Source organism: Bradyrhizobium sp. (genome assembly GCF_004799405.1).
Classification (GTDB): domain Bacteria; phylum Pseudomonadota; class Alphaproteobacteria; order Rhizobiales; family Xanthobacteraceae; genus Bradyrhizobium.
Genome location: NZ_SSMW01000152.1, coordinates 17,475 through 43,913, shown reverse-complemented (window position 1 = coordinate 43,913; position 26,439 = coordinate 17,475). Strand labels below are relative to the sequence as shown.

General features: G+C 62.6%; 28 protein-coding genes. 24 read left to right on the top strand and 4 right to left on the bottom strand.

Annotated features, from left to right (window positions below; all coding sequences use genetic code 11):
* Window positions 1-5: 5 nt before the first annotated feature.
* Window positions 6-971 carry a glyoxylate/hydroxypyruvate reductase A gene (locus E7813_RS24585; RefSeq protein WP_291577886.1) on the bottom strand — a complete coding sequence of 322 codons (966 nt, stop codon included), beginning with the start codon at window positions 969-971 and terminating at the stop codon, window positions 6-8.
* Between the two features lie 122 nt (window positions 972-1,093).
* On the opposite strand from E7813_RS24585, the gene E7813_RS24580 reads away from it, so the two are divergent.
* The 6 genes from E7813_RS24580 to E7813_RS24555 all read left to right on the top strand — a co-directional run bounded on the left by E7813_RS24580 (window position 1,094) and on the right by E7813_RS24555 (window position 4,766).
* Window positions 1,094-1,441 (top strand): hypothetical protein, encoded by a 348-nt coding sequence (locus E7813_RS24580; RefSeq protein WP_291577885.1) that lies wholly within the window; start codon window positions 1,094-1,096, stop codon window positions 1,439-1,441.
* Between the two features lie 164 nt (window positions 1,442-1,605).
* Window positions 1,606-1,974, top strand: a complete 369-nt coding sequence (locus tag E7813_RS24575; RefSeq protein ID WP_291577884.1) for a YciI family protein — start codon at window positions 1,606-1,608, stop codon at window positions 1,972-1,974.
* Window positions 1,971-3,245, top strand: coding sequence for an RNA polymerase sigma factor (locus E7813_RS24570; protein WP_291577883.1), 1,275 nt, complete (start codon window positions 1,971-1,973; stop codon window positions 3,243-3,245). The genes E7813_RS24575 and E7813_RS24570 overlap by 4 nt, the downstream gene beginning before the upstream one ends.
* A 75-nt stretch (window positions 3,246-3,320) precedes the next feature.
* Window positions 3,321-3,716: a DoxX family protein gene (locus E7813_RS24565; RefSeq protein ID WP_291577882.1), complete on the top strand. Its 396-nt coding sequence runs from the start codon at window positions 3,321-3,323 to the stop codon at window positions 3,714-3,716.
* A 53-nt stretch (window positions 3,717-3,769) separates the two neighbouring features.
* Window positions 3,770-4,318, top strand: a complete 549-nt coding sequence (locus E7813_RS24560) for an SRPBCC family protein (RefSeq protein ID WP_291577881.1) — start codon at window positions 3,770-3,772, stop codon at window positions 4,316-4,318.
* A 37-nt stretch (window positions 4,319-4,355) separates the two neighbouring features.
* On the top strand, window positions 4,356-4,766 hold the full coding sequence (locus E7813_RS24555; RefSeq protein ID WP_291577880.1) for a VOC family protein: 411 nt from the start codon (window positions 4,356-4,358) through the stop codon (window positions 4,764-4,766).
* A gap of 4 nt (window positions 4,767-4,770) precedes the next feature.
* On the opposite strand, the gene E7813_RS24550 is transcribed toward E7813_RS24555, so the two are convergent.
* Both E7813_RS24550 and E7813_RS24545 read right to left on the bottom strand, forming a co-directional pair.
* Window positions 4,771-5,211, bottom strand: coding sequence for a hypothetical protein (locus E7813_RS24550; protein ID WP_291577879.1), 441 nt, complete (start codon window positions 5,209-5,211; stop codon window positions 4,771-4,773).
* Window positions 5,212-5,544: 333 nt separating this feature from the next.
* Entirely contained in the window at window positions 5,545-6,333 is a 789-nt protein-coding gene (locus E7813_RS24545; protein ID WP_291577878.1) for an SDR family oxidoreductase, read from the bottom strand.
* 100 nt (window positions 6,334-6,433) lie between these two features.
* Between E7813_RS24545 and E7813_RS24540 the strand changes: the two genes are divergently transcribed.
* From E7813_RS24540 to pal, 13 genes are all read left to right on the top strand, one after another.
* Window positions 6,434-6,817, top strand: coding sequence for a cupin domain-containing protein (locus tag E7813_RS24540; protein WP_291577877.1), 384 nt, complete (start codon window positions 6,434-6,436; stop codon window positions 6,815-6,817).
* Between the two features lie 63 nt (window positions 6,818-6,880).
* Window positions 6,881-7,528: a glutathione S-transferase family protein gene (locus tag E7813_RS24535; RefSeq protein ID WP_291577876.1), complete on the top strand. Its 648-nt coding sequence runs from the start codon at window positions 6,881-6,883 to the stop codon at window positions 7,526-7,528.
* 100 nt (window positions 7,529-7,628) lie between these two features.
* The gene (locus E7813_RS24530; protein WP_291577896.1) at window positions 7,629-8,042 is read left to right on the top strand and encodes a YciI family protein; all 414 of its coding nucleotides are present in this window, start codon (window positions 7,629-7,631) and stop codon (window positions 8,040-8,042) included.
* A 23-nt stretch (window positions 8,043-8,065) separates the two neighbouring features.
* Window positions 8,066-8,428 carry a hypothetical protein gene (locus E7813_RS24525; protein ID WP_291577875.1) on the top strand — a complete coding sequence of 121 codons (363 nt, stop codon included), beginning with the start codon at window positions 8,066-8,068 and terminating at the stop codon, window positions 8,426-8,428.
* A 94-nt stretch (window positions 8,429-8,522) separates the two neighbouring features.
* Window positions 8,523-9,242 carry a TetR/AcrR family transcriptional regulator gene (locus tag E7813_RS24520; RefSeq protein WP_291577874.1) on the top strand — a complete coding sequence of 240 codons (720 nt, stop codon included), beginning with the start codon at window positions 8,523-8,525 and terminating at the stop codon, window positions 9,240-9,242.
* A gap of 105 nt (window positions 9,243-9,347) precedes the next feature.
* Window positions 9,348-9,803, top strand: coding sequence for a DUF2852 domain-containing protein (locus E7813_RS24515; RefSeq protein ID WP_291577873.1), 456 nt, complete (start codon window positions 9,348-9,350; stop codon window positions 9,801-9,803).
* Between the two features lie 371 nt (window positions 9,804-10,174).
* The gene (gene tolQ / locus E7813_RS24510) at window positions 10,175-10,882 is read left to right on the top strand and encodes a protein TolQ (RefSeq protein WP_291577872.1); all 708 of its coding nucleotides are present in this window, start codon (window positions 10,175-10,177) and stop codon (window positions 10,880-10,882) included.
* A gap of 38 nt (window positions 10,883-10,920) precedes the next feature.
* Complete coding sequence (locus E7813_RS24505) at window positions 10,921-11,388, top strand: biopolymer transporter ExbD (RefSeq protein WP_291577871.1); 468 nt, start codon at window positions 10,921-10,923, stop codon at window positions 11,386-11,388.
* Window positions 11,389-11,436: 48 nt separating this feature from the next.
* Window positions 11,437-12,363: a cell envelope integrity protein TolA gene (locus tag E7813_RS24500; RefSeq protein WP_291577870.1), complete on the top strand. Its 927-nt coding sequence runs from the start codon at window positions 11,437-11,439 to the stop codon at window positions 12,361-12,363.
* Between the two features lie 74 nt (window positions 12,364-12,437).
* On the top strand, window positions 12,438-13,769 hold the full coding sequence (gene tolB / locus E7813_RS24495) for a Tol-Pal system beta propeller repeat protein TolB (protein ID WP_291577869.1): 1,332 nt from the start codon (window positions 12,438-12,440) through the stop codon (window positions 13,767-13,769).
* A gap of 183 nt (window positions 13,770-13,952) precedes the next feature.
* Window positions 13,953-16,286, top strand: a complete 2,334-nt coding sequence (locus E7813_RS24490; protein WP_291577868.1) for an EAL domain-containing protein — start codon at window positions 13,953-13,955, stop codon at window positions 16,284-16,286.
* A gap of 169 nt (window positions 16,287-16,455) precedes the next feature.
* Window positions 16,456-17,196, top strand: a complete 741-nt coding sequence (locus tag E7813_RS24485; RefSeq protein ID WP_291577867.1) for a hypothetical protein — start codon at window positions 16,456-16,458, stop codon at window positions 17,194-17,196.
* Between the two features lie 339 nt (window positions 17,197-17,535).
* Entirely contained in the window at window positions 17,536-18,027 is a 492-nt protein-coding gene (gene pal, locus E7813_RS24480) for a peptidoglycan-associated lipoprotein Pal (RefSeq protein WP_291577866.1), read from the top strand.
* Between the two features lie 73 nt (window positions 18,028-18,100).
* Here pal and E7813_RS24475 read toward each other — a convergent pair whose 3' ends face one another.
* Entirely contained in the window at window positions 18,101-18,970 is an 870-nt protein-coding gene (locus E7813_RS24475) for an alpha/beta hydrolase (protein WP_291577865.1), read from the bottom strand.
* A gap of 184 nt (window positions 18,971-19,154) precedes the next feature.
* Between E7813_RS24475 and ybgF the strand changes: the two genes are divergently transcribed.
* From ybgF to E7813_RS24450, 5 genes are all read left to right on the top strand, one after another.
* Window positions 19,155-20,141 (top strand): tol-pal system protein YbgF, encoded by a 987-nt coding sequence (gene ybgF / locus E7813_RS24470; protein WP_291577864.1) that lies wholly within the window; start codon window positions 19,155-19,157, stop codon window positions 20,139-20,141.
* 38 nt (window positions 20,142-20,179) lie between these two features.
* On the top strand, window positions 20,180-21,223 hold the full coding sequence (gene tilS / locus E7813_RS24465) for a tRNA lysidine(34) synthetase TilS (protein WP_291577863.1): 1,044 nt from the start codon (window positions 20,180-20,182) through the stop codon (window positions 21,221-21,223).
* 249 nt (window positions 21,224-21,472) lie between these two features.
* The gene (gene ftsH / locus E7813_RS24460) at window positions 21,473-23,401 is read left to right on the top strand and encodes an ATP-dependent zinc metalloprotease FtsH (protein WP_291577862.1); all 1,929 of its coding nucleotides are present in this window, start codon (window positions 21,473-21,475) and stop codon (window positions 23,399-23,401) included.
* A gap of 256 nt (window positions 23,402-23,657) precedes the next feature.
* A complete protein-coding gene (locus E7813_RS24455; protein WP_291577895.1) occupies window positions 23,658-24,785 on the top strand; it encodes an ABC transporter substrate-binding protein in 1,128 nt (375 codons plus the stop codon).
* 65 nt (window positions 24,786-24,850) lie between these two features.
* Complete coding sequence (locus E7813_RS24450) at window positions 24,851-26,323, top strand: NCS1 family nucleobase:cation symporter-1 (RefSeq protein WP_291577861.1); 1,473 nt, start codon at window positions 24,851-24,853, stop codon at window positions 26,321-26,323.
* Window positions 26,324-26,439 lie beyond the last annotated feature (116 nt).

Below are 26,439 nucleotides of genomic sequence, written 5' to 3'. Positions count from 1 at the left end.
GGAAGCTAATATCCCCGCGCGGGGTCGACAACGTTCTCCAGCGTCCCTCCGGCTTCAAAGCGTTCGATTTGCCGGGCCACATATTTCGAAATTTCGTCGGGATCGGTATCGGCGGCGTTGTGCGGCGTCAGGACGACCTTTGGATGCGCCCAGAACGGACTGTCCGCGGGAAGCGGCTCCGTCTCATAGACATCCAGCGATGCGGCGCCGAGCGTGCCGTCATCCAGGCATGCCAGGATGTCGGCTTCGTTTTGCAACCCGCCGCGCCCGGCATTGACCAGGACCGGCGCGCCAAGCGGACTGTTTCGGTGGAGCTTTGCAAACAATTCCCGGTTCAGAATGTGCCGGGTATCCGGCGTCAGCGGCAGCAGGCAGACCAGGATATCGGTTCGTCGCAGAAACGGTTCGAGTTGCGCGTTGCCGTGAAAGCATTCGATGCCGTCGATCTGCCTTGCGCTCCTGCTCCAGCCCGACACCCGAAAGCCTAGTCGGCCGAGAACCTGTGCCGCATTCGATCCGAGTGTGCCGAGCCCCATGACGCCGACCGAAATCGCGCTCGCCGGCCGTTGAAACTTCGGCGCCCAGCGCTTCTCGCGCTGGCTGGCTCGCAGATAGAGTTCCTGCCGATGATGCATCAGCACGTGCAGGACGACATATTCCGTCATGCGAACGGTGAGATCGTCGACCGCGACGCGAACCAGCGGCACTTTGGGCAAGGTCGAATCGGCCATCAACGCATCGACACCCGCGCCGAGGTTGAAAATGACGCGCAGATTGGGAAATGCGGCAAGCTCGCCCTGGGCCGGTTTCCAGACCGCGGCGTAGTGGATCTCGGCCGGATCGAACGCCGCATCGGGCAGCAGCAAAACCCGGCGGTCGCTGCACACCTGGTCGAACCGGTCCTTCCATCGCTGCGGAGACCAGTTTTCGGTCCCGCCGTGCACCAGCAAAGCGAGCGCGCCTTTGTTCATCGGATTTTGCCTTGAGCCGCCGAATCTGCGGTTTTCGAGAATACATTGGCTGAGTGATGCCAGTCACATAACGGGGTCCAGCACCGGGTTAGGTTGCCGTCATCAAACAACGGGAGACTGACATGCGCAAATTCGTCCTGATAACCGCTCTTCTGCTGGCATCCGCATCGGCTCAAGCCGAGCAGACCAGGGGTCTGACCGTCGCTTCCAACGATGAGCCGGCGTCGGTCGAGAAGATCGAATCAGTCAAGCCGCAAGCGGCGAAGGCCGAGGTCAAGCCGGAAGCCTCCAAACCGGAAATCGCCCAACCGGGAGCCGCCAAACCGGAAGTCGCCAAAACCGAAACTACCCAACCGGAAGTTTCCGAGCCCAAGGCTGTCAAGCCTGCCCCAAAAGCCCACGTCAGGAACTATGACAGCGATGAGGCGCGGGCGCGAAAGATTGCCGCGCGGTACGGCATCTCCTGGTAAAGCACGAATATTTCGTCGTGGCGGTGAGACGCGCAGGCCCGCATCGCCACGACCTCCTGAAACTTGCGAACCAAACGGGGACGAAAGTTCCCGCAAAATTTCTTTCGCGCACCTGTCGGCTCCGGGCATACTCAGGCGTCCTTGGAAAAGAACAGGAACGCATCATGCTCTACGCCATTCTTTGCTACAATGATGAAGACCTCGTCGGTTCCTGGACCCAGGAGCAGGACGAAGCTGTGATGAAGAAGCTTGCCGTGGTGCAGGACAAACTCGCCAGGCAGGGCCGGCTCGGGCCGGTGGCTCGGCTGTTGCCGACGACATCGGCGACCACGCTGCGCAAGGACGATCCGCCGGTCGTGATCGACGGTCCCTATGCCGAGACCAAGGAACAGTTGCTCGGTTTCTACATCGTCGACTGCAACAATCTCGACGAGGCGCTCGACGTCGCGCGCGATCTGGGTGCTGCCAATCCGGGCGGCGCCTATGAAATCCGCCCCGTGGGAGTGTTGAATCCGGGGAGCAGCCCGGCGTGACCGACACCGCCTGGATCGACGCCGCGCTGACTTCGGCGCGTCCCCAGGCGGTCGGTGCGCTCCTGCGCTATTTCCGCAATCTCGACACTGCCGAGGAGGCGTTCCAGAGTGCCTGTTTGCGCGCATTGAAAAGCTGGCCGCAAAACGGCCCGCCGCGCGATCCCGCGGCATGGTTGATCATGGTCGGGCGCAATGTCGCGATCGACGACATCAGGCGCGGCCGCAAGCAGCAACCGCTGCCCGCGGACGAAGCGATCTCCGATCTCGACGATGCCGAGGAGGAACTGGCCGATCGGCTCGACGGTTCGCAGTATCGCGACGACATCCTGCGGCTACTGTTCATCTGCTGCCATCCCGATCTGCCGGCGACGCAGCAGATCGCGCTGGCGCTGCGCATCGTTTCTGGCCTGACCGTGAAGCAGATCGCGCGCGCGTTCCTGGTCTCCGAAGCCGCGATGGAGCAGCGCATCACCCGCGCGAAAGCGCGGGTCGCGGACGCCAACATGCCGTTCGAGACGCCGGGTGCGATCGAGCGTACCGAGCGGCTCTCGGCTGTCGCCGCGATGGTCTACCTGATCTTCAACGAGGGCTATTCCGCCGGCGGCGACACCGCCGAGATTCGCGCGCCGCTGTGCGAGGAAGCGATCCGCCTGGCGCGGCTATTGCTGCGGCTGTTCCAGAGCGAGCCCGAGATCATGGGGCTGACGGCGCTGTTGTTGCTGCAGCATGCCCGCTCAGCGGCCCGCTTCGACGCCGAGGGCGCATTGGTGCTGCTCGACGATCAGGATCGCAGCTTGTGGAACCACAAGATGATCGCCGAGGGGCTGGCGCTGATCGACAAGGCGATGCGGCACCGGCGAACCGGTCCCTATCAGATTCAGGCCGCGATCGCCGCGTTGCATGCCCGCGCCGCAACGCCTGAAGAAACCGACTGGACCCAGATCGATCTGCTCTACGGCACGCTGGAAATCATGCAGCCGTCCCCGGTGGTCACGCTCAACCGCGCGGTCGCGGTGTCGAAGGTGCGCGGGCCGGAAGCGGCGCTGCAAATGATCGAACCGCTCGCGCCGCGGCTTTCGAATTATTTTCACTTCTTCGGCGTGCGCGGCGCGTTCCTTATGCAGCTTGGCCGCAATGACGAAGCACGGGTGGCGTTCGACCGCGCCATTGCGCTCGCCAACACCTCGGCAGAGGCCGCCCACATCCGGATGCACCTCGATCGCCTGATGCGCGACAGCACGCCAGCGCCTGCGAAAATCCAGGAGAAATAATTTCGTCTGCTGTCGGATCGCGCCTGCGCCATTCGTCCTTGGGTCATGCATCATCCAGCGCTCAAGGAGAAGGTCATGTCGACGATTGCCGGAACCGCGCCGGTCTCGAAACCCGCAATCTGGCTGGGCCGTGTTCTCAGCGGTCTTGTCATTCTGTTCATGCTGGTCAATGGCGCCACCAAGCTGGTGTCATGGCCGGTGGTCACGGAAACGATGGACAGGATCGGTTACGGCTCAAGCGAGAATCTGGCGCGCAGCCTTGGTGTCATCACCATCGTCTGCACCACTCTCTACACGATTCCGCCTACGTCGATTCTTGGGGCGATGCTGCTGATGGGTTATCTCTGCGGTGCGGTGGCATCGCATCTGCGGATCGACAGTCCGTTATTTAGCCACATCCTGTCCGGATTTTATCTCGGACTGATGGTGTGGGGCGGGCTCTGGTTGCGTGCACGGAATTGGCGTGCGTGATACCCCGCGGCGCTGATTGGCGCTGCCGACACCTTACCGATAGGGAGCTTTCCATGCTTGAGATCATTGCCATCATCGTCATCGTGCTTGCGATCGCGGTTGCGATCGTTCTTGTCCTCGCCGCGACCAAACCGGGTTCGTTCAGCGTCCAGCGCTCCATCAGCGTCAAGGCCGGGCCTGAAAAAATCTTTCCCTGGATCAGCGATTTCCACCAATGGAAGTCATGGTCGCCTTACGAGAACAAGGATCCCGCGATGAAGCGCAGCTATAGCGGGGCCGCAAGCGGCAAGGGCGCGGTCTATGGATGGGAGGGCAACAAGAATGTTGGCTCCGGTCGCATGGAAATCCTCGACGCTTCGATGCCGTCAAAAATCGTCATCAAGCTCGATTTTTTCACACCGTTCGAGGGCCACAACACCGCCGAGTTCACCATGCTGCCACAGGGCGATGCTACCGGCGTAGCTACCAATGTCACCTGGCTGATGCATGGGCCGGCGTCCTTCATGTCCAAGGTGATGCAGGTGTTCATGAGCCTGGACCATATGATCGGCAAGGATTTCGAAGCCGGTCTCGTCAACCTGAAGAATCTCGCCGAGAAATAACCGGACATTCGAGGCATCAACGACCAAGGAGCAAGCGATGCAGATCAATCCCTATCTGTTCTACAACGGCAATTGCGAAGCGGCGTTCAAGTTCTACGAGAAGGTGGTCGGCGGCAAGATCGACGCGATGCTGACGCATGAGGGCGCACCGGCAGGAATGCCGATTCCGCCCGGTTGGACCAAGAAGATCATGCACGCCAAAATTTCGATCGACGACGAGGTGATCATGGCCTCCGACGCGCCTCCCGGCCACTTTCACCAGCCGCAGGGGTTTTCGGTTTCATTACAGGTCGAAGACCCCACGGACGCCGAGCGCAAGTTCAAGGCGTTGTCGGAAGGCGGCAGCGTCAACATGCCGTTCGGCAAGACCTTTTTCTCCAGGGGATTCGGCATGTGCGTCGATCAGTTCGGCATTCCCTGGATGGTCAACTGCCCGATGGAAGGCTGATCCATCACCGGCATGAAGGGTAGATCGCCGCGAGCTCGCGCCCGCGCAACAGCAACAGGCGCGAGGTCAATCCGCCGCGGCGGCGAATCCAGCTTCGCACCCGGGAAGGGTAGGCTTCCAGCACCACTTCCGAGGCTTCCGGTTCGGCATAGATCCGGCCACGCCGGTCGATCGACCGCGCCGCGTGAAATCCCAATACCGCGCGGCGCGTTACGCAGATCCGGTTGCCGGGCACCACGCTCAGCACCAGCGTGCAGGCCGACAGGCACGGCCCGTCGATCACCACGCGCTCGCCTGAATCGCGCACGTATTCGAACAGGTCGAGGAACGGCCCGACCTGTCCGCCCGGACTGGCGAGGATGCGGACTTCGGCGCGCGCCGGCGGCTGCGCGAGCACACCCAGCAGCGCCGCGAGAACGATTGCCGGCATGACGGCCGTGCGCATGAGCGGCTCCTTGTGACACGATGCCCCGAAGGAAATAATCGGCGGCAGGTCGTGAGACAAGACTCCGTGGGACACGTCGCCGTCAGCCGGCATCGCAGCGAGGCATGCTTTCGTGCCCGGTTTCGGTTTCGGACCGCAGACCGCTCAGGCCGCCTCGTTCTTGATGGCGCCGCTGATGACGCGATGCTCCCCGGATCCGGTGTTAAGCCTCAACGCTATGCATGGCGCCGGACCACCGCCGCGCCCGCTTAGTCTAGTCGCCTGAATCGGGAAGTCATGTTGCGCCCGCGAAGGATTCGAACGAAAAATGCCGACCGTTGCCTGAAAGCAGCGCTATCCGTTCCTTCTTTCGCCGCGCAATGTCGGCAATCCTATTCCGGCAGCATCGAAGCCGCCATCCACGGCTAGAATTTGTCCGGTGATGTAGCTGGCGCGGTCGCTGCATAAAAAGAATACCGCCTCCGCCAGTTCTTCCTCGAGACCATAGCGATTGAGCGGGATCGCATCGTGATAGTCGGCGCGGATTTCCGGGGTGTGAACGGCTTTCGCCATAGCGGTCTCGACCGGGCCGGGTGCTACGCCGTTGACGCGAATGCCGAGCGACGCCAGTTCGACGGCAAGCTGCTTGGTGAGATGCGCCAGCCCGGCCTTGCTGGTGCCGTAAGCCGAACGCAATGTCGAGGCGCGCACCGCCGAGATCGACGTGATGTTCACGACGGCGCCGCCGCCATGTTCGCGCATCAGGGGCGCCGCCGCCTTGGTGCAGAGAAACGGCCCAGTGAGATTGACGGCCAGTACCCGGGCCCAGTCGTCGTCGGAGGTCTCCAGCAGTGGCGCAAACACCGCGATCCCGGCGTTGTTGACCAGCGCATCCAGCCGGCCGAAGCGGGCGCCGGCTTTGGCCATCGCGGCCGTCACCGCGCCGGCGTCGGAGACGTCGCATTGCAAAGCAAGCGTATCGTCGGGGTTCGCCAGCGTCGCGACCGCGCCGCGCAGCAAGTCGCCCTCGATATCGAGCAGCGCCACGCGCCAGCCCTCGGCAAGGAATCGTTTCGCCACCGAAAGCCCGATACCGCGCGCCGCACCGGTTACCAGTGCGACTTTTTTCGACGAAGATGTCATGGGTGTTCCATCATTGGGTTGTACGGAGTTGTCCCTAGCATGGACGCGCGGCGTCTGCTTCCCTAGCGGGACGATATCTTCAGGCAAAGGGCCGAATGTCATGAAAATTATCACCCCAGAAGACATGCTGCCGGAAGCATGGCGGCTGGGCGTCGAAACCCGCATGCTGGTTTCGGCCGTCAACGGGGCTACGCAACTATGCATTTTCGAACAATGGGTGGCGCCCGGCGTCGGCGCGCCGACCCACACGCACCCGGTCGAGGAGGTGCTGACGGTGCGCCAGGGCGAAGCCGAGATGTGGATCGACGCCCAGCGCGTCATCGTATCGGCCGGCCAATCGCTGATCGTGCCGGCAGGGCGCATGCACGGCTTTCGCAATTCCGGCAAGGCCACGCTGCACCTTCATGCGGTGCTGGCGTCGCCGATTTTCGAAGCCACCCCCGAGGGCGCAACGGAACCCGTTCGGCGATGGGTTTCGGTATAAGGGGCTGGCAGGGCAGAAAGCCTGCCTGCGCGGGCAAGACGAAAGCAAATCCGGAGTTTCATGATGTCGCTCAAGCTCTATTATCATCCACTGTCGTCGTTCTGCTGGAAGGTGCTGATCGCGCTGTATGAGAACGACACACCATTTACCCCCGTGATGGTCGATCTCGGCAACCAGGCCGAACGTGCGGCTCTGTTGAAGTTGTGGCCGATCGGCAAGTTTCCGGTGCTGCGCGACGAGGCCAGGGATCGCGTCGTCCCGGAATCGAGCATCATCATCGAATATCTCGACAACCACTATCCGGGCCGCACCAGGTTCATTGCTGCGGATACCGAACTGGCGCGGCCGACGCGCCTGCGCGACCGCTTCTACGATCTCTACGTGCATCTGCCGATGCAGAAGGTGGTCGGCGACCGGCTGCGGCCGCCGGGAAACAACGATCCGTTTGGTGTGGAAGAAGCCCGGGCGCGGATCGAGTCTTGCTACGGCATGATCGACAGGGAAGTGGCGAACAGGACCTGGGCGATGGGCGACACGTTCACGCTCGCCGATTGCGCCGCGGCACCCGCGCTGTTCTACGGCAACATGGTGGTGCCGTTCGGCGACAACCACAAAAACCTGACGGCCTATTTCGAACGCCTGAAGGCGCGCCCCTCGTTCGCGCGGGTGCTCAGGGAGGCCGAGCCGTATTTTGCGATGTTCCCGAAATAATTCCGCTCGTTATGTCGGAGCCGTAAGTTCCCGCTCGTCTTGTTTCCGAGCGCTGGCTCGGTGACCGGCCCGCTGGACGAAGGTCAAACGGAGAATGACGATGCGATTCATGATGCTGATGATCCCTCAGGGCTACGAGACCGCCGCGCCCGGCACCATGCCGCCTGCCGAGGCGGTGGCCGCGATGATGAAATACAACGAGGCGCTGAAGGCGGCCGGCGTATTGATCACGCTCGACGGGCTGCACCCGCCATCGACGGGTGCACGGGTTTCGTTTGCCGGCGGCAAGCCTGTGGTGGCCGACGGTCCGTTCACCGAGGCCAAGGAAGTGCTGGGCGGCTACTGGATGATCGACGTCAAGTCGCGGGAGGAGGCGATCGCCTGGGCCAAGCGCTGCCCGGCTTCCAGCAACGAAATCATCGAAATTCGTCAGGTGCAGGAAATGTCGGATTTCCCGCCCGATGTGCAGGAAGCGGCGGCCGGATTTGCCGAACTGCAAGGCCGCAAGAACTGATCGAACCGTAACCAAGGGAGACAATGATGAGCGATACCTATCTTGCCGTTTTCGTCGGCAGCAAAACCAGCGCGAAGATGGCCGCCTGGAACGCGCTGCCCGAGACCGAACGAAAGGCCAAGGAGAAAGCGGGCATTGCCGCGTGGAAGGCCTGGGTGGAGAAGCACCAGGCTGCGCTGGTCGAGATGGGCGGACCTCTCGGCAAGACCAAACGGGTCGGGTCGGGCGGCATTGCCGACATCAGCAACGAGATCGGCGCCTTTACCGTCGTTCGCGCCGAATCGCACCAGGCCGCGGCAAGGATGTTCGAGAACCATCCGCACTTTGCGATCTTCCCCGGCGAAGCCGTGGAGATCATGCCGGTGCTGCCGATTCCGGCCGGTTAAAGGCTTGTTTAGGGCGTTCATTCACATGAACGCCGCGCGCCAGCCATGTCCGCGCTAGTGACCTTTGCGTCCGGCTCATGTAAAAGCCTTTCACATGAGCTGGCGCAAGGAACAACGCCGCGCCGAGCGCGGTTACCATCACGGCAATCTGAAAGAGGCGCTGCTGCAGGCGGCGCTCGGGTTGATTGCGGAAAAAGGCGCGGCCGGATTCACCTTTGCCGATGCCGCGCGGATGGCCGGCGTCAGCCCGGCAGCACCCTACCGGCATTTTCGCGATCGCGACGAACTGCTCTCCAGCATCGCGCAGCGCGGCTTCGAACAGTTCGAGACGATACTGACGAAGGCTTGGGATGACGGACGGCCGGACACCGTTTCGGCGTTTGAACGCGTCGGCAAGGCCTATCTCGCTTTCGCCCGCGAGGAGCCGGCGTTCTACTCGGCGATGTTCGAATCGGGGCTTCCCGCCGACCTCAATCCAGCCTTGCTGGCGGCCAGCGAGCGCACTTTCGGCATCATCCGGGCCGCCGCGGAGCGTCTCGCCGCGCTGGCGCCGCCCGGCGTGGCCCGGCCGCCGGCGTTGATGATGGCGCTCCATATCTGGTCGATGTCGCACGGCGTGGCGTCGCTGTTTGCGCGCGGCGACGCGGCTCGCCGCAAGCTTCCGATGTCGGCGGAGGATCTTCTGGAAGCCGAAGTGCTGATCTATCTGCGCGGCCTCGGTTTCCCAACCGACCGCAGGCCGGCCGATCAAAAAGCCTCCGCCGATCAAAAGCCGTCGGGTCAGCCCTCCGGCCCCTGGGGCGCCCCAAAATAAATTCGGGGGCGCCACGGGCGCACGGCTTGACAAAAATCCGGGATGGGTTAGGTATGTAAATGTTATTTACATTCACAACGGCGTGATGCCGTCACGGAGAGGGAAATGGCCTACACCGCAGATGTCAATCAATGGCGCGGCCCCGATAGCGAGGCCTATCGCCCGCGTATGCGCATTCATCCCGGAATGGTGATCGGGACCATTCTCGGCTTCCTGTTCTGGTGGCCGGTCGGCCTTGCCTTTCTCTTTTTCACACTCAGGAGCACGAACATGGGTTGCTGGAGTCACCAGGATCGCTGGCAGAACAAGATGGAGCGGATGCGGGGCCGCATGGAACGCCGCGGCTTTCCGTTCGGCGGGTTCGGGCCGCCCTCGAGCGGCAATCGCGCCTTCGACGAATACCGCCAGGAAACCTTGAGGCGTCTCGAGGAAGAGCAGACCGAGTTCAGGGATTTCCTCGACCGCCTGCGCCACGCCAAGGACAAGGAAGAGTTCGACCAGTTCATGGCGCAGCACCGCCCGCGCCCGACGCCGCCCTCGGACGGTCAGCCTCAGGCGTAATGCCCCCATAAAACCTGATGGCGACACAACCGCCCATCTGCTCCGCAGGTGGGCGGTTTTGCATTTTAGGCCTCATGTGTGGCGGGCGGTCCGCCGGCTGATTTGCCCGCTTTTGCCGCGACCAAAATTCCCCTTTGGTAACCTCGCGTTAACCATGATTAGCGTCTGGTTAGGGACGTAATGCCGCGCGGACAGCCCTCGTTTTGACACGTTGGCAGGGGATGCAGGACCCGGCTTTGGACGGGCCCCTCATGCGACACAACAAGGCTCTCGCGCGGGCGTTGCCGCCGCGCCTGGCGCGCGGCTGCGGAACCGGCGGCTTCGGTCGTTGCCGAAGCATTTGAGACGCTCGCGTTGAGAGGAACCCGCTGATGCCTGAGGTAGTGCCGTCAACCTTGCCGTCGCTCGGCTCCGGCGTTTCGCTGATCGAACTGGCCTGGCATGCCAGTCTGGTCGTGCAAATCGTCATGGTCGGGCTTTTGACCTGTTCGGTCTGGGTATGGGCGATCGCGATCGACAAGATGTTCCTGTACGCACGCACCAAGCGCGCCATGGACCGTTTCGAGCAGGCGTTCTGGTCCGGGCAATCGATCGAGGAACTTTATCGCGCGCTGTCGGCCAAGCCGACGCAATCGATGGCGGCGTGTTTCGTGGCGGCGATGCGCGAATGGAAACGGTCGTTCGAAAGTCAGGCGCGATCGTTCGCGGGACTTCAGATGCGGATCGAAAAGGTCATGAATGTCTCCATCGCCCGGGAAATCGAGCGGCTGGAACGCCGGCTCCTGGTGCTGGCGACGGTCGGTTCGGCCGGCCCGTTCGTCGGCTTGTTCGGCACGGTCTGGGGCATCATGACGAGCTTCCAGTCGATCGCCGCCTCCAAGAACACCTCGCTGGCGGTGGTGGCTCCCGGCATCGCCGAAGCGCTATTTGCAACCGCAATCGGCCTTATCGCCGCAATTCCGGCGACTATTTTCTACAATAAGTTCACCTCCGAGGTGAACCGGCAGGCGCAGCGGCTGGAAGGCTTCGCCGACGAATTTTCGGCAATCCTGTCGCGCCAGATCGACGAGCGGGCGTGAGGGACGGTATATTGTGAGCGCATCGTGAGCATCAGATCATGGCGATGAACATGGCAGGCTCGTCGGGCGGCGGCCGCCGCGGCCGCCGCAAAGCCGTAATGGCGGAGATCAACGTCACGCCGATGGTGGACGTGATGCTGGTGCTGCTGATCATCTTCATGGTCGCCGCGCCGCTGCTGACGACGACAATCGATATCGATTTGCCGGTCGCGCGCGGCGGCACATCCTTGTCGTCGAATGCGCCGCCGCTGACCTTGTCCGTCAAGCGGACCAGCGGAGGCTGCAATTCAAACGTGGAACTGTATTTGGGGGATAGCCTGATTCCGGTCGCCGACCTGGCGGCAAAAATCAAGGCGATCCGGGAAACCCGGTCGGACGCCGACAGCGTCGTTTTCCTGCGCGGCGACAGGGACGTTTGCTACACAGACATGATGAAACTGCTGGGCTACATTCGCAACGCCGGGTTCAAGGCGAACATCGTCATCGTTCCCGAACAGGGGACGTGAGTTCATGGAACGACGGGCGATGACCGAGATGGAGCAGGGATCCTGAACGTGAAGGTCGACAAGACACTGGTTGCGTCGGTTGCCCTGCACGTCCTCGTGATCGGGTGGGGCCTGCTGACGTTCTCCTCGAAAGCGTACGAGGTGATGCCGGAAGAATCCGTGCCGGTGGACGTCATCTCCGCTGACCAGTTGGCCAAGGTCACCGCCGGCATGAAATCCGGCAAGAAGGAAAACCCGAAGCCGCTGGCCGAGAAGATCGCCGAGGCGAAACCGGTCGATGACGCCGTCGGCAAGGTCACCGAGAAGGCGCCGGTCGTGACCGACACCTCACCGCCGCCGCAGCCGAAGCCGGTGGAAAAGCCGCTCGACAAGAAGCCCGATCCGCCGAAACCGGTCGCCGAGCAAAAGCCCAAGGAAGAGCCGAAGCCGGTCGAGAAGAAGCCGGAGCCCAGCGTCGATCCGATCGCGGAAGCCTTGAAAAAGGAAGAGAAAAAGCCGCTGCCGCCGAAGCAGGAGGCCAAGGCTGCGCCGCCGCCGCCGGCCAAGCCGAAGGAACGGACATTCGATCAATCGAAAATCGCAGCCTTGCTCGACAAGCGCGATCCGACCCGGCAGGCCGTAACCGGCGAGGCGCTGAATTCCAATGCCGCACTCGGCCTCGCCAAAGGCAAAGCCACCGACAACTCCGCGACCTGGGGCGCGCTGTTCCAGTCCCAGGTCGAACGCTGCTGGAAGAAACCCTATGGCGGCATCGAAGTCCAGAACCCGGAGGCGGCTTTCGCCATCAGGCTCAAGCGCGATGGCACGCTTGAGGCAATGCCGGTTCCGGAAGGAACACCGGCCACGCCGTATCTTCGCGTCTATCAGGAGAGCGCCTTGCGGGCGATCATCGAGTGCCAGCCGTATAATTTGCCCGCAGCCTATTTCGAAGAATGGAAATACTTTTCGCCGGTGTTCACCGAACGAAAGACCTGAAACCGTCGCCCGCCGGCGATCGCAGACATGAATGAACCGATGCCGATGATGACCGACAAAGATGGATGCATAAGATGACGTTGCGCTTGAGCCGCCGGCAGATCATTTCCGGCATGGCGTCGGCCGCCGTGTTGACGGGTAGTCCTGTCCGCAATGCCTTCGGGCAAAAACGCGTGCCCATCACCGAAGGTGATGTTGCACCGCTGCCGATCGCGATTCCGAATTTCGTGGCGGGAACGCCGGGGGACGCCGAAGTCGGTGTCGGCGTCGCCCAGGTCATCACCAACAACCTCAAGCGCAGCGGGCTGTTCGCACCGATCGACCAGGCCGCCTATATCGAAAAAATCACCAACATCGACGCGGCCCCTCAATTCCAGAGTTGGAAGGCCATCAACGCGCAGGCGCTGGTGAGCGGCCGCATGACCCGGCAGAGCGACGGACGGCTGAAGGCGGAATTCCGGCTCTGGGACGTCGCCACCGGGCAACAGCTCACCGGCCAGCAATATTTCACGTCGCCGGAATACTGGCGGCGGATCGCGCACATCATCTCCGACCAGATTTACGAGCGCCTGACCGGAGAGAAGGGTTATTTCGACAGTCGCGTGGTGTTCGTCGACGAGACCGGGCCAACGGAACGGCGCATCAAGCGGCTGGCATTGATGGATCAGGACGGCTTCAACGTGCGTTATTTGACGCGCGGCACCGACCTGGTGCTGACGCCGCGGTTCTCGCCGTCGACCCAGGAAATCACCTATATGGAATTCGGCCAGGGCGACCCGCGCGTTTACCTGCTCAACATCGAGACCGGGCAGCGCGAGATCGTCGGCAATTTCCCCGGCATGTCGTTCTCGCCACGCTTCTCACCGGACGGCCAGCGCGTCATCATGAGTTTGCAGCAGGGCGGCAATTCGAACCTGTTCGTGATGGATCTGCGGTCGAAAAACACCATGCGTCTCACCGATACGCCGGCGATCGATACCTCGCCCTCCTATGCGCCCGACGGCGCGCGGCTGTGTTTCGAATCCGACCGCGGCGGAAAGCCGCAAATCTACGTGATGCCGGCGACGGGCGGACCGGCGCAGCGCATCTCGTTTGGCGACGGCAGCTATTCGACCCCGGTCTGGTCGCCGCGCGGCGATTACATTGCGTTCACTAAACAGGGCAGCGGGCAGTTTTCGATCGGCATCATGAAGCCGGACGGTTCGGGCGAGCGGATTCTCACCTCCGGATTCCATAACGAAGGACCGACCTTTGCACCGAATGGCCGCGTCTTGATGTTCTTCCGCGACCCCGGCGGCAATAGCGGACCCTCGCTGTTCACGGTGGATATTTCCGGGCGCAACGAACAGCGGGTGCCAACTCCCGGATTTGCGTCCGATCCGGCGTGGTCGCCCTTATTGTCGTAAGACCGGCCGCTCGGCCGTCCGGCAGGTTGCCGCAACCGGCAACGCTTGCCTAGCTTGCTGAAATATAGAGCAGATTTCTGTTTTGCCAGCCGAACGGCAACGTCCCGGTAACGATGTTCCCTCAGAAAGATTTCATCAGCCGCAGGTAAGACTGCGGCCTGAAAAGGACGTTGCGCGCGCTCGATGCAGCTGGCTGGCCCCACCAAGGATTCCGATCAGAAAATGTCGCCGTCGATTTACGCGGCGCTGATCGATTCGCTGTTTCAGGATCCCGGGCCACTGTTTGCGGGCGCACTTTGCGCTGCGGTTGCCGCGATCATGACCGCCGTGAAGACCGGCGATGTGCGGCTTTGGCCCTGCGTGGCACTCCTGGTCGTGACCGGTGCCGTCCGTGCGCTCGACACCCGCCAGTATCAACGCCGCAAGTCAAGCCTGACCGCGAATGAAGCCGCGCACTGGGAAGTTCGCTACCAGGTGGGCGCGATGCTCTATGCGGCTGCGCTCGGGCTCTGGTGCGTCGTGGCGTTGCTGGGCAGCCACGATGCCGTCGCGCACATGATCTGCATATCGGTCACGCTCTGCTACGTCGCGGCCGGCGGCGGCCGGACCTACGGACGTCCCTGGATCTTCCACGTTCAGATGCTGCTGGCGTGCGGACCGCTTACGCTGGCGCTGGCGCTTTATGGAAGCCGGTATTATTTCGGGATGGCGGTCCTGAATGTGCTGTTCTTCCTCGCGCTCAAGCACATTTCGACAAGCCTGCAAAAAATCTTCGTGCGGGCCCTGATTGCACGCGAGCGCGAGGCGGCGCTGGCGAGCCAGTTCGACACCGCGCTGAACAACATGCCGCATGGCCTGTGCATGTTCGGCGCCGACGGCCGTCTTGCGGTCGTCAATCATCGGTTCACCGAAATGATGCGGCTGTGCGACGATCTCGTGCGCCGCGATGCAACCGCGCCAGACATCGCCGCCGCCTGCGTCAGCGCCGCGACGCTCTCGGTTGCGAGTGGCAAGCTGATCGTCTCCGAAATCGAGAAATCGCAAGCGGGACATATCACGACGGTCGACCCGTGTGCGGCGAGCGATCGGGCGCTGTCCTGGACATTTCAGCCGATGGCCGGCGGCGGCACCGTCGTGCTGGTGGAAGACATCACCGAACGGCGCAACGCGGAAGCGAGAATCAGTCATCTCGCCCGCTACGACGAACTGACGGCGCTGCCGAACCGGCTCAATTTCCGCGACGAGATCGAGCGCCTTCTGGCGGTCCCGCATGATGCCGCGCGATTGTCGGCATTGCTGTTCGTCGATCTCGATCAGTTCAAGCAGGTCAACGACACGCTGGGCCATCCTTGCGGCGACCAGCTGTTGTGCGCGGTCGCCGACAGGCTGCGCGAAATGCTGCGCCCGGAAGACTTCGTGGCGCGCTTCGGCGGCGACGAATTCGTGGTGTTCCAGCAGAACATCGGATCGGCCGAGGACGCGGCTAGCCTGGCGCGGCGAATCGTCGACCGCCTCAGCGAGCGTTATAAAATCGACAATCATCTGGTCGAGATCGGCGCCAGCGTCGGTATCGCGATGACATCGCCGCCCGGCATCAGCGCGGATACGCTGCTCAAGAATGCCGACATGGCGCTTTATCGCGCCAAGGCGGACGGCCGCGGCACCTTCTGCTTCTTCCGCGACGAAATGGCGCAGACCGTCGAGGCGCGCCGGATTCTGGAGCTGGACCTGCGCAAGGCGCTGGCCAACGAAGAGTTCGAGCTGTTCTATCAACCGCTCGTCAATCTCAAGTCGGGACGGATCTCCACCTGCGAAGCCTTGCTGCGCTGGAATCATCCGGTGCGCGGCACGGTCTCGCCGATCGACATCATTCCGGTGGCCGAGGACATGGGCCTGATCGTCGATCTTGGCCGCTGGATCCTGCGCAAGGCCTGCATGGAATGCATGAAATGGCCGGAAAACGTCAACGTCGCGGTCAACTTCTCGCCGCAGCAGTTCCATCAGCGCGACGTGCTGAGCGAGGTGCGTTACGCGCTCGAGGTCTCCGGACTGCCGGCACATCGCCTTGAAATCGAAATCACCGAATCGTCGCTGCTGCGAAACACGCAATTGACCCACGATGTGTTGTCGCAATTGCGCGCGATCGGCGTCCACATTTCGCTGGATGATTTCGGCACCGGCTATTCAAGCCTGAGCTACCTGCACAACTTCCCGCTGCAGAAGGTGAAGATCGACCGTTCCTTCCTGGAGGGGATCGACAGCGATCGTCCGCTGACGCTGCTGCGCGGCGTGGCGCGGCTCAGCGCCGATCTGGGAATGTCGGTGGTAGTCGAAGGCATCGAGACCAACGAGCAGCTCGAACTCATCAGCGCCGACGGCACGGTGACGGAGGCGCAGGGCTATCTGTTCAGCCGGCCGGTGCCAGCGGTGCGCGTGCGTCAGTTGCTCAATGCATCGCACGGCCGCCGCCTGCCGGACGAGCAAAGGTTCGTGGCTTCGTCGCGATCGATCGCCTGAAATCTTCCGATAATCGGCTCCAATGAAAATTTTCTGCTTCGAAGACGCATCGGTGTCGACTCCGCGGTTTCCGGTTAACCCTAATACCCTGATCTCTTTGCATTGACGTTAAGTAGATGTTAACCTTCCAATATTCACGCAACGGTTGTGGTGCCGAGGAGAGTGTCGTATGAGTTCAGCAGCCGAAGCGATCAGGATGGCTCCCGAACGCAACCCCGACCCGCTCGAGCATGTCGATTATCGCCTTGCCGAGACTCCCGAAGAAAAAGACAGGATTTATCGTCTCCGCTACCGCGCGTATCTGCGCGAAGGCGCGATTCTGCCTTCAGAATCCCAGCGCGTGACCGACCGCTACGATGACGCGCCGAATGCCTGGACATTCGGCATCTATATTCACGGCGAACTCTACAGCTCGATCCGCGTCAGCGTCCTGACTTCCGAATGGCGCGGGTCGCCGTCGTCTGAAATGTTCGGCGATATCCTTCACCCTGAGCTCGATCGCGGACGGGTCATCATCGATCCGACCCGCTTCGTGGCGGATCCGGACAAGGCAAAAACGTTTCCCGAGCTTCCCTACATCACGGTCAGACTGGGCTGGATCGCGTGCGGCCACTTCAACGCCGATATCGGGCTTGCCAATGTTCGTCCCGAACATCGGGCGTTTTATCGCAAGGTCTTTCTGCAGGAACCGCTCGGCGAACCAAGGTTGTTCCCCGGTCTTCTGAAGCCGGTAGGATTGATGGCTGCGGACTATCCGGCGATCCGGGAAAAGGTGTTTCAGCGGTTCCCCTTTATGCGATCGAGCGCGTTCGAGCGTCGGGCGCTGTTCCAGCGTAGCGGCGAGCGCCATTCGTCGTCGGACGCTATCGACACCTCGTTCTCGCGCGCATCGATCGTCCCGCGCTCCTGACCCCGCGAACGGCATGTCCCCGGATCAAATCCGGGCGTGCCGTTGAGGGATCCTGCCGCCCCGCCGGGGCTGGATTCGGCCTGGCGCGCTTTATTTCATGCCAGGGGGTCGCCCAATTGGACTTCAGCCGGCCCAAATCCGGCTATTCGGCCAGCCTACCCGCTTGCCTTCACCGTCGCGCCACATTTACAACTCATTAACTATCGCGGTTGCTTTTGCCGGTTTGGCGGCATTTGATCGGGTTTGACAACACCCCATCAAGGTTGACGGAACGTTCGCTTAACTATCGGGCTGTAGACCGGAACGACAGTCGAAAAACGTGAGCGTGGAGGCTCCGGAATGAAACACCAGATGCGTATCCTCCAGGGATTGAAGCTGGCCGCTGTGCTCGCGGTGGCGCTGTCGATGGGTGCCTGCGCAAGCAAGAACCCGCTCGCCGATGACGCGATGGCCAGTGTGGCGACCCCGGGCAGCCAGCAGGATTTCGTGGTCAATGTCGGCGACCGCGTGTTCTTCGAGAGCGACCAGACCGATCTGTCGCCGCAGGCGGTTGTGACCCTGGAAAAGCAGGCCCGCTGGCTGCAGACCTATAACCGCTACTCCTTCACCATTGAAGGCCATGCCGATGAGCGCGGCACCCGCGAATACAATATCGCGCTCGGCGCGCGGCGTGCGCAGTCGGTCCGCACCTTCCTCGCTTCGCGCGGCATCGATCCCAGCCGGATGCGGACGATCTCCTACGGCAAGGAGCGCCCGGTCGCGGTATGTAACGACATCTCGTGCTGGTCGCAGAACCGTCGCGCGGTCACGGTGCTGAACGCCAGTTCCTGAAGCGCTCGCTTGCCGAAATGCTTGTCGCCGGCGCCCTCGGGCGCCGGTTTTGTTTTGGCGATCGATTCATTCGCTATCGACGCTCGATAAAATCCCGGATCACCGCCATGGCGCGCTCGGGTGCATCGGTGACCACGGCGTGCCGGCAGTTCGGAAACCGTTCGAACTGCACGAGATGGGCGGGGAGCGCGGCTGCGATATCCGCCTGGCTCTCGATCGGGTGGATTGGATCGTCTTCACCGCCCATCACAAGGGTCGGACACTGGATGCGATCAAGATCAGGGAACATGTTGAAGGTGCGGCTCTCGCCGCCCGGTTTGACGAACCAACGCAGCACTTCTGACCGGTTGACCGCACGGCGTGCCATGTCCGGATCGCGCGGAATACGTGTATAGAGCGGGATCGCCAGTCGTAGCCAGTCGTCGAGCGAGGCTTGGTCGGGATGGCCCTGAACCTCCAGGAATCGGCGGCGCGCCAGGGCGCCGACTTCGGGGCCGCCAAAACGTTCGAACAGCGCTACGCGCCGCTCACGATACGTGCCCCCGGCGGCCTCGGTGCTGATCAGCACCAGCTTAGAGGGATGGGTCGGATGACGCGTGGCGTAAGCCAACGCAACCATGCCGCCGAACGACGCGCCGAGGACGATCGGATTGGCAATCCCCAAGACATCGCAGAACGCGTGCACGTCGTCGCCCCACTGCGCCAGGTTCCAGTTTTCTCGCGGGCCATCCTCGCTGCGGCCATTGCCGCGATGGTCCAGGTAGATGATCTGGGCTACATCGGCCAAAGCCGAATAAGCGGGCTTGTAGATCGAGTGGTCGAAGCCGGGTCCGCCGTGCAGCAAGAGTAAGGTCGGCTTTTCCCGCATGAAGGGACCGTCGGGTGCGAGCTTGGCGCCCTCGACGTCGAAGAACAGCCGCACCCCGTTGACGCGCACATGCATGGGCCGGTCTCCTTCGCGAATTGGCGACCGATCGGTCTGGCCAAGCCGCTTGATTGTTTAGGAACACTAGACCATACGGCATCAACCAGCGCCGGATTCGGCACACCAGTCACATTTTTGGCGCACTCCCTCTCTCAAGGTGGTGCCGCTTTTGCGGTCACGCCGGTTTCGCGGTCAGGCTAAAATGTCATCCAGATTTCATGGAATTACCCGCGCCGCGGCCCTGTCCGCGATGCTGGCGCTATCGTCTCAGGTCTTCGCGCAAGGCGATATCGATCCGGAAATGCGGATCCAGCAGCTTGAAAATCAGCTGCGGCAGCTCACCGGCCAGAATGAGGAATTGCAATACCGCAATCGCCAACTCGAGGATCGCTTGCGGCTGCTACAGGGGGGCGCACAAGCCCCGCCCGGCGGGCAGCCCGGCGTCGCCCAGCCCAATGTCGCCACAGCACCTCCGCCGCCGGGTCCGGGCTATCGGCCGTCGCAGCCGGAATATGCCCCTCAGATTACTGCGCCCGCGCCAATCGTGCGGGAAGCGCCGGGCGTGCCGCCGGCACAGGATCGCCGCCGCGGCGATGCCTTCGATCCCAGCCAGAATCCGAATGCCCCGGGCGCCCCGCGTGCCCTGGGTGGCGGCCAGCTTCCGATCGCAAATGAACCCCCGGTCGGCGCGCCCGGCGGACGCGGAGCAGGCGAACCGCTCGATCTTGCCAATACCGGCCCGCGCAATCCGGCAGCGGTATCGCCGCCGGCACCCGGTGGCGGGCTTACCACCTTGCCGCCGGCGGCAACGCCAAAGGACGAGTTCGATCTCGGCATTGGCTACATGCAGCGGAAGGATTATGCGCTGGCCGAAGAAACCATGCGCAACTTTGCGCAAAAATACCCCAGCGATCCGCTGCTGGCGGATTCCCAATACTGGCTCGGCGAGAGTTTCTTCCAGCGTCAGCTCTATCGCGATGCCGCCGAATCCTTTCTCGCCGTGACCACCAAATTCGATAAATCGGCGAAGGCCCCGGACGCCTTGCTGCGGCTCGGACAATCGCTGGCCGCCCTGAAGGAGCGGGAGGCCGCCTGTGCTGCTCTCGGCGAGGTAATCCGGAAATATCCGCGTGCCTCAAACGCCGTCAAACAGGGTGTGGACCGCGAGCAAAAGCGGATTAAATGCTAAACCTCGCCTAGACCGGCTTCGACACCAGCGGCAACGCCATGCCCGATGACGACCATTCCGCGATCTCGGCCCAGGACGCGAAACGTCTGTTCGCGGACTGGAAGGGGGCTCCCGCGATCGTTCTCGCCGTTTCCGGCGGCCCGGATTCGATGGCGTTGATGTGGCTCGCAGCCCGCTGGCGCCGCTCGCTGGCGCGCGGTCCGCGCCTTCTCGCCGTCACGGTCGATCACGGCCTGCGCGCGGAGGCCGCGCGCGAGGCGCGTGAGGTCAAGCGCCTGGCGCACACGCTCGATCTGCCACATCGCACGCTGCGCTGGACCGGCGCCAAGCCGACAACGGGATTGCCGGCCGCGGCGCGGGCGGCGCGCTATCGCCTGCTGGCGCAGGCGGCACGGGCGAGCGGGGCGACGCATATCCTCACCGCACACACCCGCGACGACCAGGCCGAGACGCTGCTGATGCGGCTGGTGCGTGGCAGCGGCATCGCCGGTCTGGCGGCGATGGCGCGGCAATCCGAGCGCGACGGCGTGCTGTTGGCGCGGCCGTTCCTGCAGGTTTCGAAATCGCAGCTTGTCGCGACCCTTAGAAAGGCCCGGATCGATTTTGCCGACGATCCGACCAACCGCGACACTTACTTCACGCGTCCACGCCTGCGCGCGCTCATGCCGGCCCTTGCCGCCGAGGGCGGCGACGCGCGCAACCTGGCGCGGCTGGCCTCGCGGCTTGCCCGGGCCAATGCCGCGGTGGAAGTCCTGGTCGATGGCGCCGAGCGCTATCTTGCGCTGAAGGATCGCCAGGCGTCGCAGCCGGGGTACGACGCCAAAGCCTTTGCCGCGATGCCGGAGGAAATCCGCCTGCGGCTGTTGCTGCGCGCGATCGACCGGTCCGGTCATGAGGGACCGGCCGAACTTGGCAAGGTCGAAGCGTTGCTGTCGGCATTGGACCGCACGGTCGCCGAAAAGTCGGCAGCGAGCCCGCCAAGGCAAAGGCTGAAGCAGACCCTTGCCGGCGCGCTGGTCAGCATGGTCGACGGCCGAATCAGCATCACATCGGCGCCCCCCCGCCGCCGCGGTCCGGGTTGAGACGAAATCGAACGAATGCTCGCGGCTCGAAACCGCCCTGGGGTCTTAACCACCCCGGAAAACACCGGCTTCAACGCCATTATTTGAACGGGAATCGCGCTAGAATGCGCTAAATAGTCCGCTGTGGTTCCCTTGGCAGCGCCCCGTGCCGCACCTAGATTGTAGGGCAGTCGACCCGGGGTTTCCCCGAGGATGCGTGCCTACCCAAGGACCTAAGGCCGCGATCCGCGCGACCACGAAGGAAGATCGATGAACGCCAATCTGCGCAATTTCGCCCTCTGGGTCATTATTGTTTTGCTGCTGTTGGCGCTGTTCACGCTTTTCCAGAATCCGGGTCAGCGCGCTTCCTCGCAGGACATCTCGTTCTCGCAGCTTTTGACCGAAGTCGACGCCAATCATGTTCGCGACGTCGTGATCCAGGGGCCGGAGATCCACGGCACTTTCACCAATGGCTCGAGCTTCCAGACCTACGCGCCGAACGACCCGACGCTGGTCTCGCGCCTCTATAACGGCAAGGTCTCGATCACGGCGAAGCCGCCCGGCGACAACGTGCCGTGGTTCGTCTCGCTTTTGGTTTCGTGGCTGCCGTTCATCGCGCTGATCGGCGTGTGGATTTTCCTGTCGCGGCAGATGCAGGGCGGCGCCGGCAAGGCGATGGGCTTCGGCAAGTCGCGCGCCAAGATGCTGACCGAGGCGCATGGCCGCGTGACCTTCGAGGATGTCGCCGGCGTCGATGAAGCCAAGCAGGACCTGCAGGAGATCGTCGAGTTCCTGCGCGATCCCGGAAAATTCCAGCGGCTCGGCGGGCGGATTCCGCGCGGCGTGCTGCTGGTCGGACCTCCCGGCACCGGCAAGACCCTGATCGCGCGCGCGGTGGCCGGCGAAGCCAACGTGCCGTTCTTCACGATCTCGGGCTCCGACTTCGTCGAAATGTTCGTCGGCGTCGGCGCCTCGCGTGTCAGAGACATGTTCGAGCAGGCCAAGAAGAATGCGCCCTGCATCATCTTCATCGACGAAATCGACGCGGTCGGCCGGCATCGCGGCGCCGGTCTCGGCGGCGGCAATGACGAGCGCGAGCAGACGCTGAACCAGTTGCTGGTCGAGATGGACGGCTTCGAGGCCAATGAAGGCGTCATCCTGATCGCGGCGACCAACCGGCCCGACGTGCTCGATCCGGCGCTGCTGCGTCCCGGCCGCTTCGACCGTCAGGTGGTGGTGCCGAATCCCGATGTCGGTGGCCGCGAGCAGATCCTGAAGGTTCACGTCCGCAAGGTGCCGCTGGCCCCCGACGTCAACCTCAAGATCGTGGCGCGGGGAACGCCCGGCTTCTCCGGCGCCGACCTGATGAACCTCGTCAACGAGGCCGCGCTGACGGCTGCGCGCCGCAACAAGCGCATGGTGACGCAGGCCGAGTTCGAAGAGGCCAAGGACAAGGTGATGATGGGCGCCGAACGCCGGTCGCTGGTCATGAGTGAGGAAGAAAAAATGCTCACCGCCTATCACGAGGCGGGCCACGCCATCGTCGGCCTCAATGTTCCGGCCGGCATTCCCGTGCACAAGGCGACGATCATTCCGCGCGGCCGCGCCATGGGAATGGTCAAGTTCCTCCCCGAGGGGGATCGCTATTCGATGAAGTACAAGGAGTTCACCTCCCAGCTGGCGGTGGCGATGGGTGGCCGTGTCGCGGAGGAGGTCACCTTCGGCAAGGACAACATCACCTCCGGCGCTTCCAGCGACATCCAGCAGGCCACCAAGATGGCCAAGGCGATGGTGACGCAGTTCGGCTATTCGGATCAACTCGGCACCGTGGCCTATGGCGACAACCAGGAGGAGGTGTTCCTTGGGATGTCGATGGGCCGCACCCAGAACCTGTCGGAAGCAACGGCCCAGAAGGTCGACGCGGAAGTGCGGCGGCTGGTCGAGGAAGGCTACGAGACCGCCCGGCACATCCTGACCGAGAAGAAGGCCGAGTTTGAAATCCTCGCCAAGGCTCTGCTCGAATTCGAAACCCTGTCGGGCGACGAGATCGCCGATCTGTTGAACGGCAAGAGGCCGAACCGTGAATCGGTGCTGGAGCCGGCTACGCCGCGCGCCTCCGCAGTGCCGCCGGCCGGCAAGCCGCGGCCGCGGCCCGACCCCGATCCCGGCATGGAGCCGCACCCGCAGCCGCAGACCTGAAGCGGTTGCCATTTTGAAATCGAAAACGCGGCGGAGACGCCGCTTTTTTTTGTGCCGCGATTATGGTTGGCGTCGATCTCGGCGTCATGGCATGTTCGCTTCACGGCGAGAGCGCGGCCAACCGCGCCCGGTATGGCGGCTCCTTTGAGTGCGCCAGATAAGACTGGGAGAGGACATCGTGCGTTTTATCATGGGATTTGGCGTGCCGGGCGTGGCGGCTGTCCTGATCGGGACTTCGGTCGCCACCGTGGCCGAAATGCGCGGCGTCACGCCGACCGAAATCAAGATCGGCCAGACCATGCCCTACAGCGGACCGGTGTCGGCGTTCGGCGCGCTCGGCAAGGGGGAGGTCGGCTATTTCAAGATGATCAACGAGCGTGGCGGCATCAACGGCCGCAAGGTCGATTTGATCTCGCTCGACGATAGCTATGCGCCGCCGAAAACCGTGGAGCAGACCCGGCGGCTGGTGGAAAGCGACGAGGTCGCATTGATCTTCTCCTCGATCGGCACCGCCCACAACATCGCGATCGCCAAATACTTGCAGGGCAAGAACATCCCGCAATTGTTCATCGGTTCCGGGGCTTCGAAATTCGCCGATATCGCGCAATACCCGCAGGCGACATTGGGCGTGCAAGGTCCGTTCCGCTATGAGGCCCGGCTGTATGCGCGCTATGCGCTGGCCAGCAACCCGAACGCCAAATTCGCGATCATTTCGCAGAACGATGATTTCGGCCGCGACTATCTGTTGGGGCTGAAGGATGTGCTCGGCGAAAAATACGATTCTCTGGTCACCAATGCGACCTATGAAGTCCAGGACCCGACCATCGATTCGCAGATCGTCAAGTTGAAAGCCTCCGGCGCGGACGTACTGGTGATCGCGGCGACGCCGAAATTCGCCGCACAGTCGATCCGCAAGGTGTACGAGATCGCCTGGAAGCCGATGACGTTTCTGTCCAACGTCGCGGTCTGGGTATCCACCGTGATGCAGCCCGCGGGGCTCGAAGCCGGCATCGGCATTCTTTCCACCGCCTATGTCAAGGATCCCGACGACCCCGCATGGAAGGACGATCCCGGCGTCAAGGGCTGGAGGGAATTCATGGTCAAATACGTTCCCGACGCCGACCTGCACGACACCAACTACGTCAATGCCTACAACAGCGCGATGACGCTGGAAGCCGTGCTGAAAGCCTGTGGCGACGACCTGTCGACCGAAAACATTCTCAAGCAGGCCTACGCCATCAAGGACCTGGAACTGCCGATGCTGCTGCCGGGCATCAAGATCAATACCAGCCCGACCGACCACATCCCGGTCGATCAGATGCAGTTCATGCGCTTCAACGGCAAATCCTGGGAGCGCTTCGGCGAGTTGCAGACCGGGAATTGACGACTGTTTTGGCGCGGGACTTGCTTGAAACAAGCCAGTTCCCGTTGTCGAGATAGGAGCCGCCGATGTCAGGCCATTCGAATGCGCCATCCGCCGTTGCGATTCCGGGTGCAGACTCGCGGCTCTATAATCACGATCTGGCGCCGGTCGCCGCAGAGGGACGCACCTGGGGCGTCTTCAGCATCTTTGCGATGTGGATGTCCGACGTGCATTCGGTCGGCGGTTACACTTTCGCGGCCAGCCTGTTCTTCCTGGGACTGACGGGGTGGGAAGTGCTGCTGGTGATGGTGGCCGGCATCACCGCGGTCTACTTCCTAATGAACCTGATCGGACGTCCCTCGCTGAAATACGGCACACCGTTTCCGGTGGTGGCGCGGATGTCGTTCGGCGTCATGGGCGCCAATATCGCCGCCGCTTTACGCGGCATCGTCGGCATCGTGTGGTACGGCGTGCAAACCTATTTTGCCTCCAAGGCGGTGCAGGTGCTGGTGCTGGCATTTTTCCCGGGCGCTGAAGCGTGGACGCATTCCGGCTTTTTTGGCCTGTCGGCGCTGGGATGGTCCTCCTTCCTGTTCATGTGGTTGTTTCAGCTTTTGATCTTCCTGAACGGCATGGAAACGATCCGCAAGTTCATCGATTTCTGCGGACCAGTCGTTTACATCGTGATGTTCGCACTGGCGCTGTGGATCGTGGCGCAGACGGGCACGTCGAGCCTGTCGCTGCAGCTCAGCCCGCGGACCGAAGGTTCGGCGATTGGCCATATGGCGAATGCGGCGATGCTGATCGTGGCCTATTTCGCCGCATTGCTGCTCAATTTCGGAGACTTCTCCCGTTTCGCGCGCGATGAAAGAGCGATGAAGGTCGGGAATTTCCTCGGGCTGCCGGTCAATTTCATCGTATTCGCCATCATCACCGTGATCGTAACGGCGGGAACGGTGAAGGTGTTCGGTCAGGCGATCATGGACCCGGTCGCCATCGTCGAGCGCATCGGCAATCCGTGGGTGGTGGCGCTCGGCTCCGTCACTTTCATCGTCGCCACCATGGGCATCAACATCGTCGCCAACTTCGTCTCGCCGGCCTACGATATTTCCAACCTGTATCCGGAAAAGATCGACTTCCGCCTGGGCGGGCTGATCACCTCGATCCTGTCGGTGATGGTATGCCCGTGGATTTTCGTCTCGAGCCCGCAGGCGATCACGATTTTCGTTAGCATCTTCGGCGCAGCGCTCGGTCCGATGTTCGGCATCATGGTGGCCGACTACTATCTGGTGAAGCGGCAGCAGGTCGTCCTTGCAGACCTCTATTCGATGTCGCCGAATGGCTCGCTGTATTTCGACGGCGGCTGGAATCGGAAGGCGCTGATCGCGCTCGGGCTCTCGGGTTTCGTTTCGATCGGGCTGTCGCTGCTGGGTGCCTACGCCGTGATCCCCAATGTCGATTGGGGATGGCTGATCGGTGCCGCGCTGGGAGCGGGGTTGTATAGGGCGCTGATGCGCCACCAGGTGCCGTCATTGTCACGGCCCGGCGTCGTTGCGTGAACGCACCGACTGGAGGCGAGCTTGCCGGGCCGTCGTCAATATCGGGCGATTCGCCGTGAAATTACGGGTCGGCGGAAGCCCAAGGCTTAAGATTTCCTCAAGGCTCTCGGCCCTAT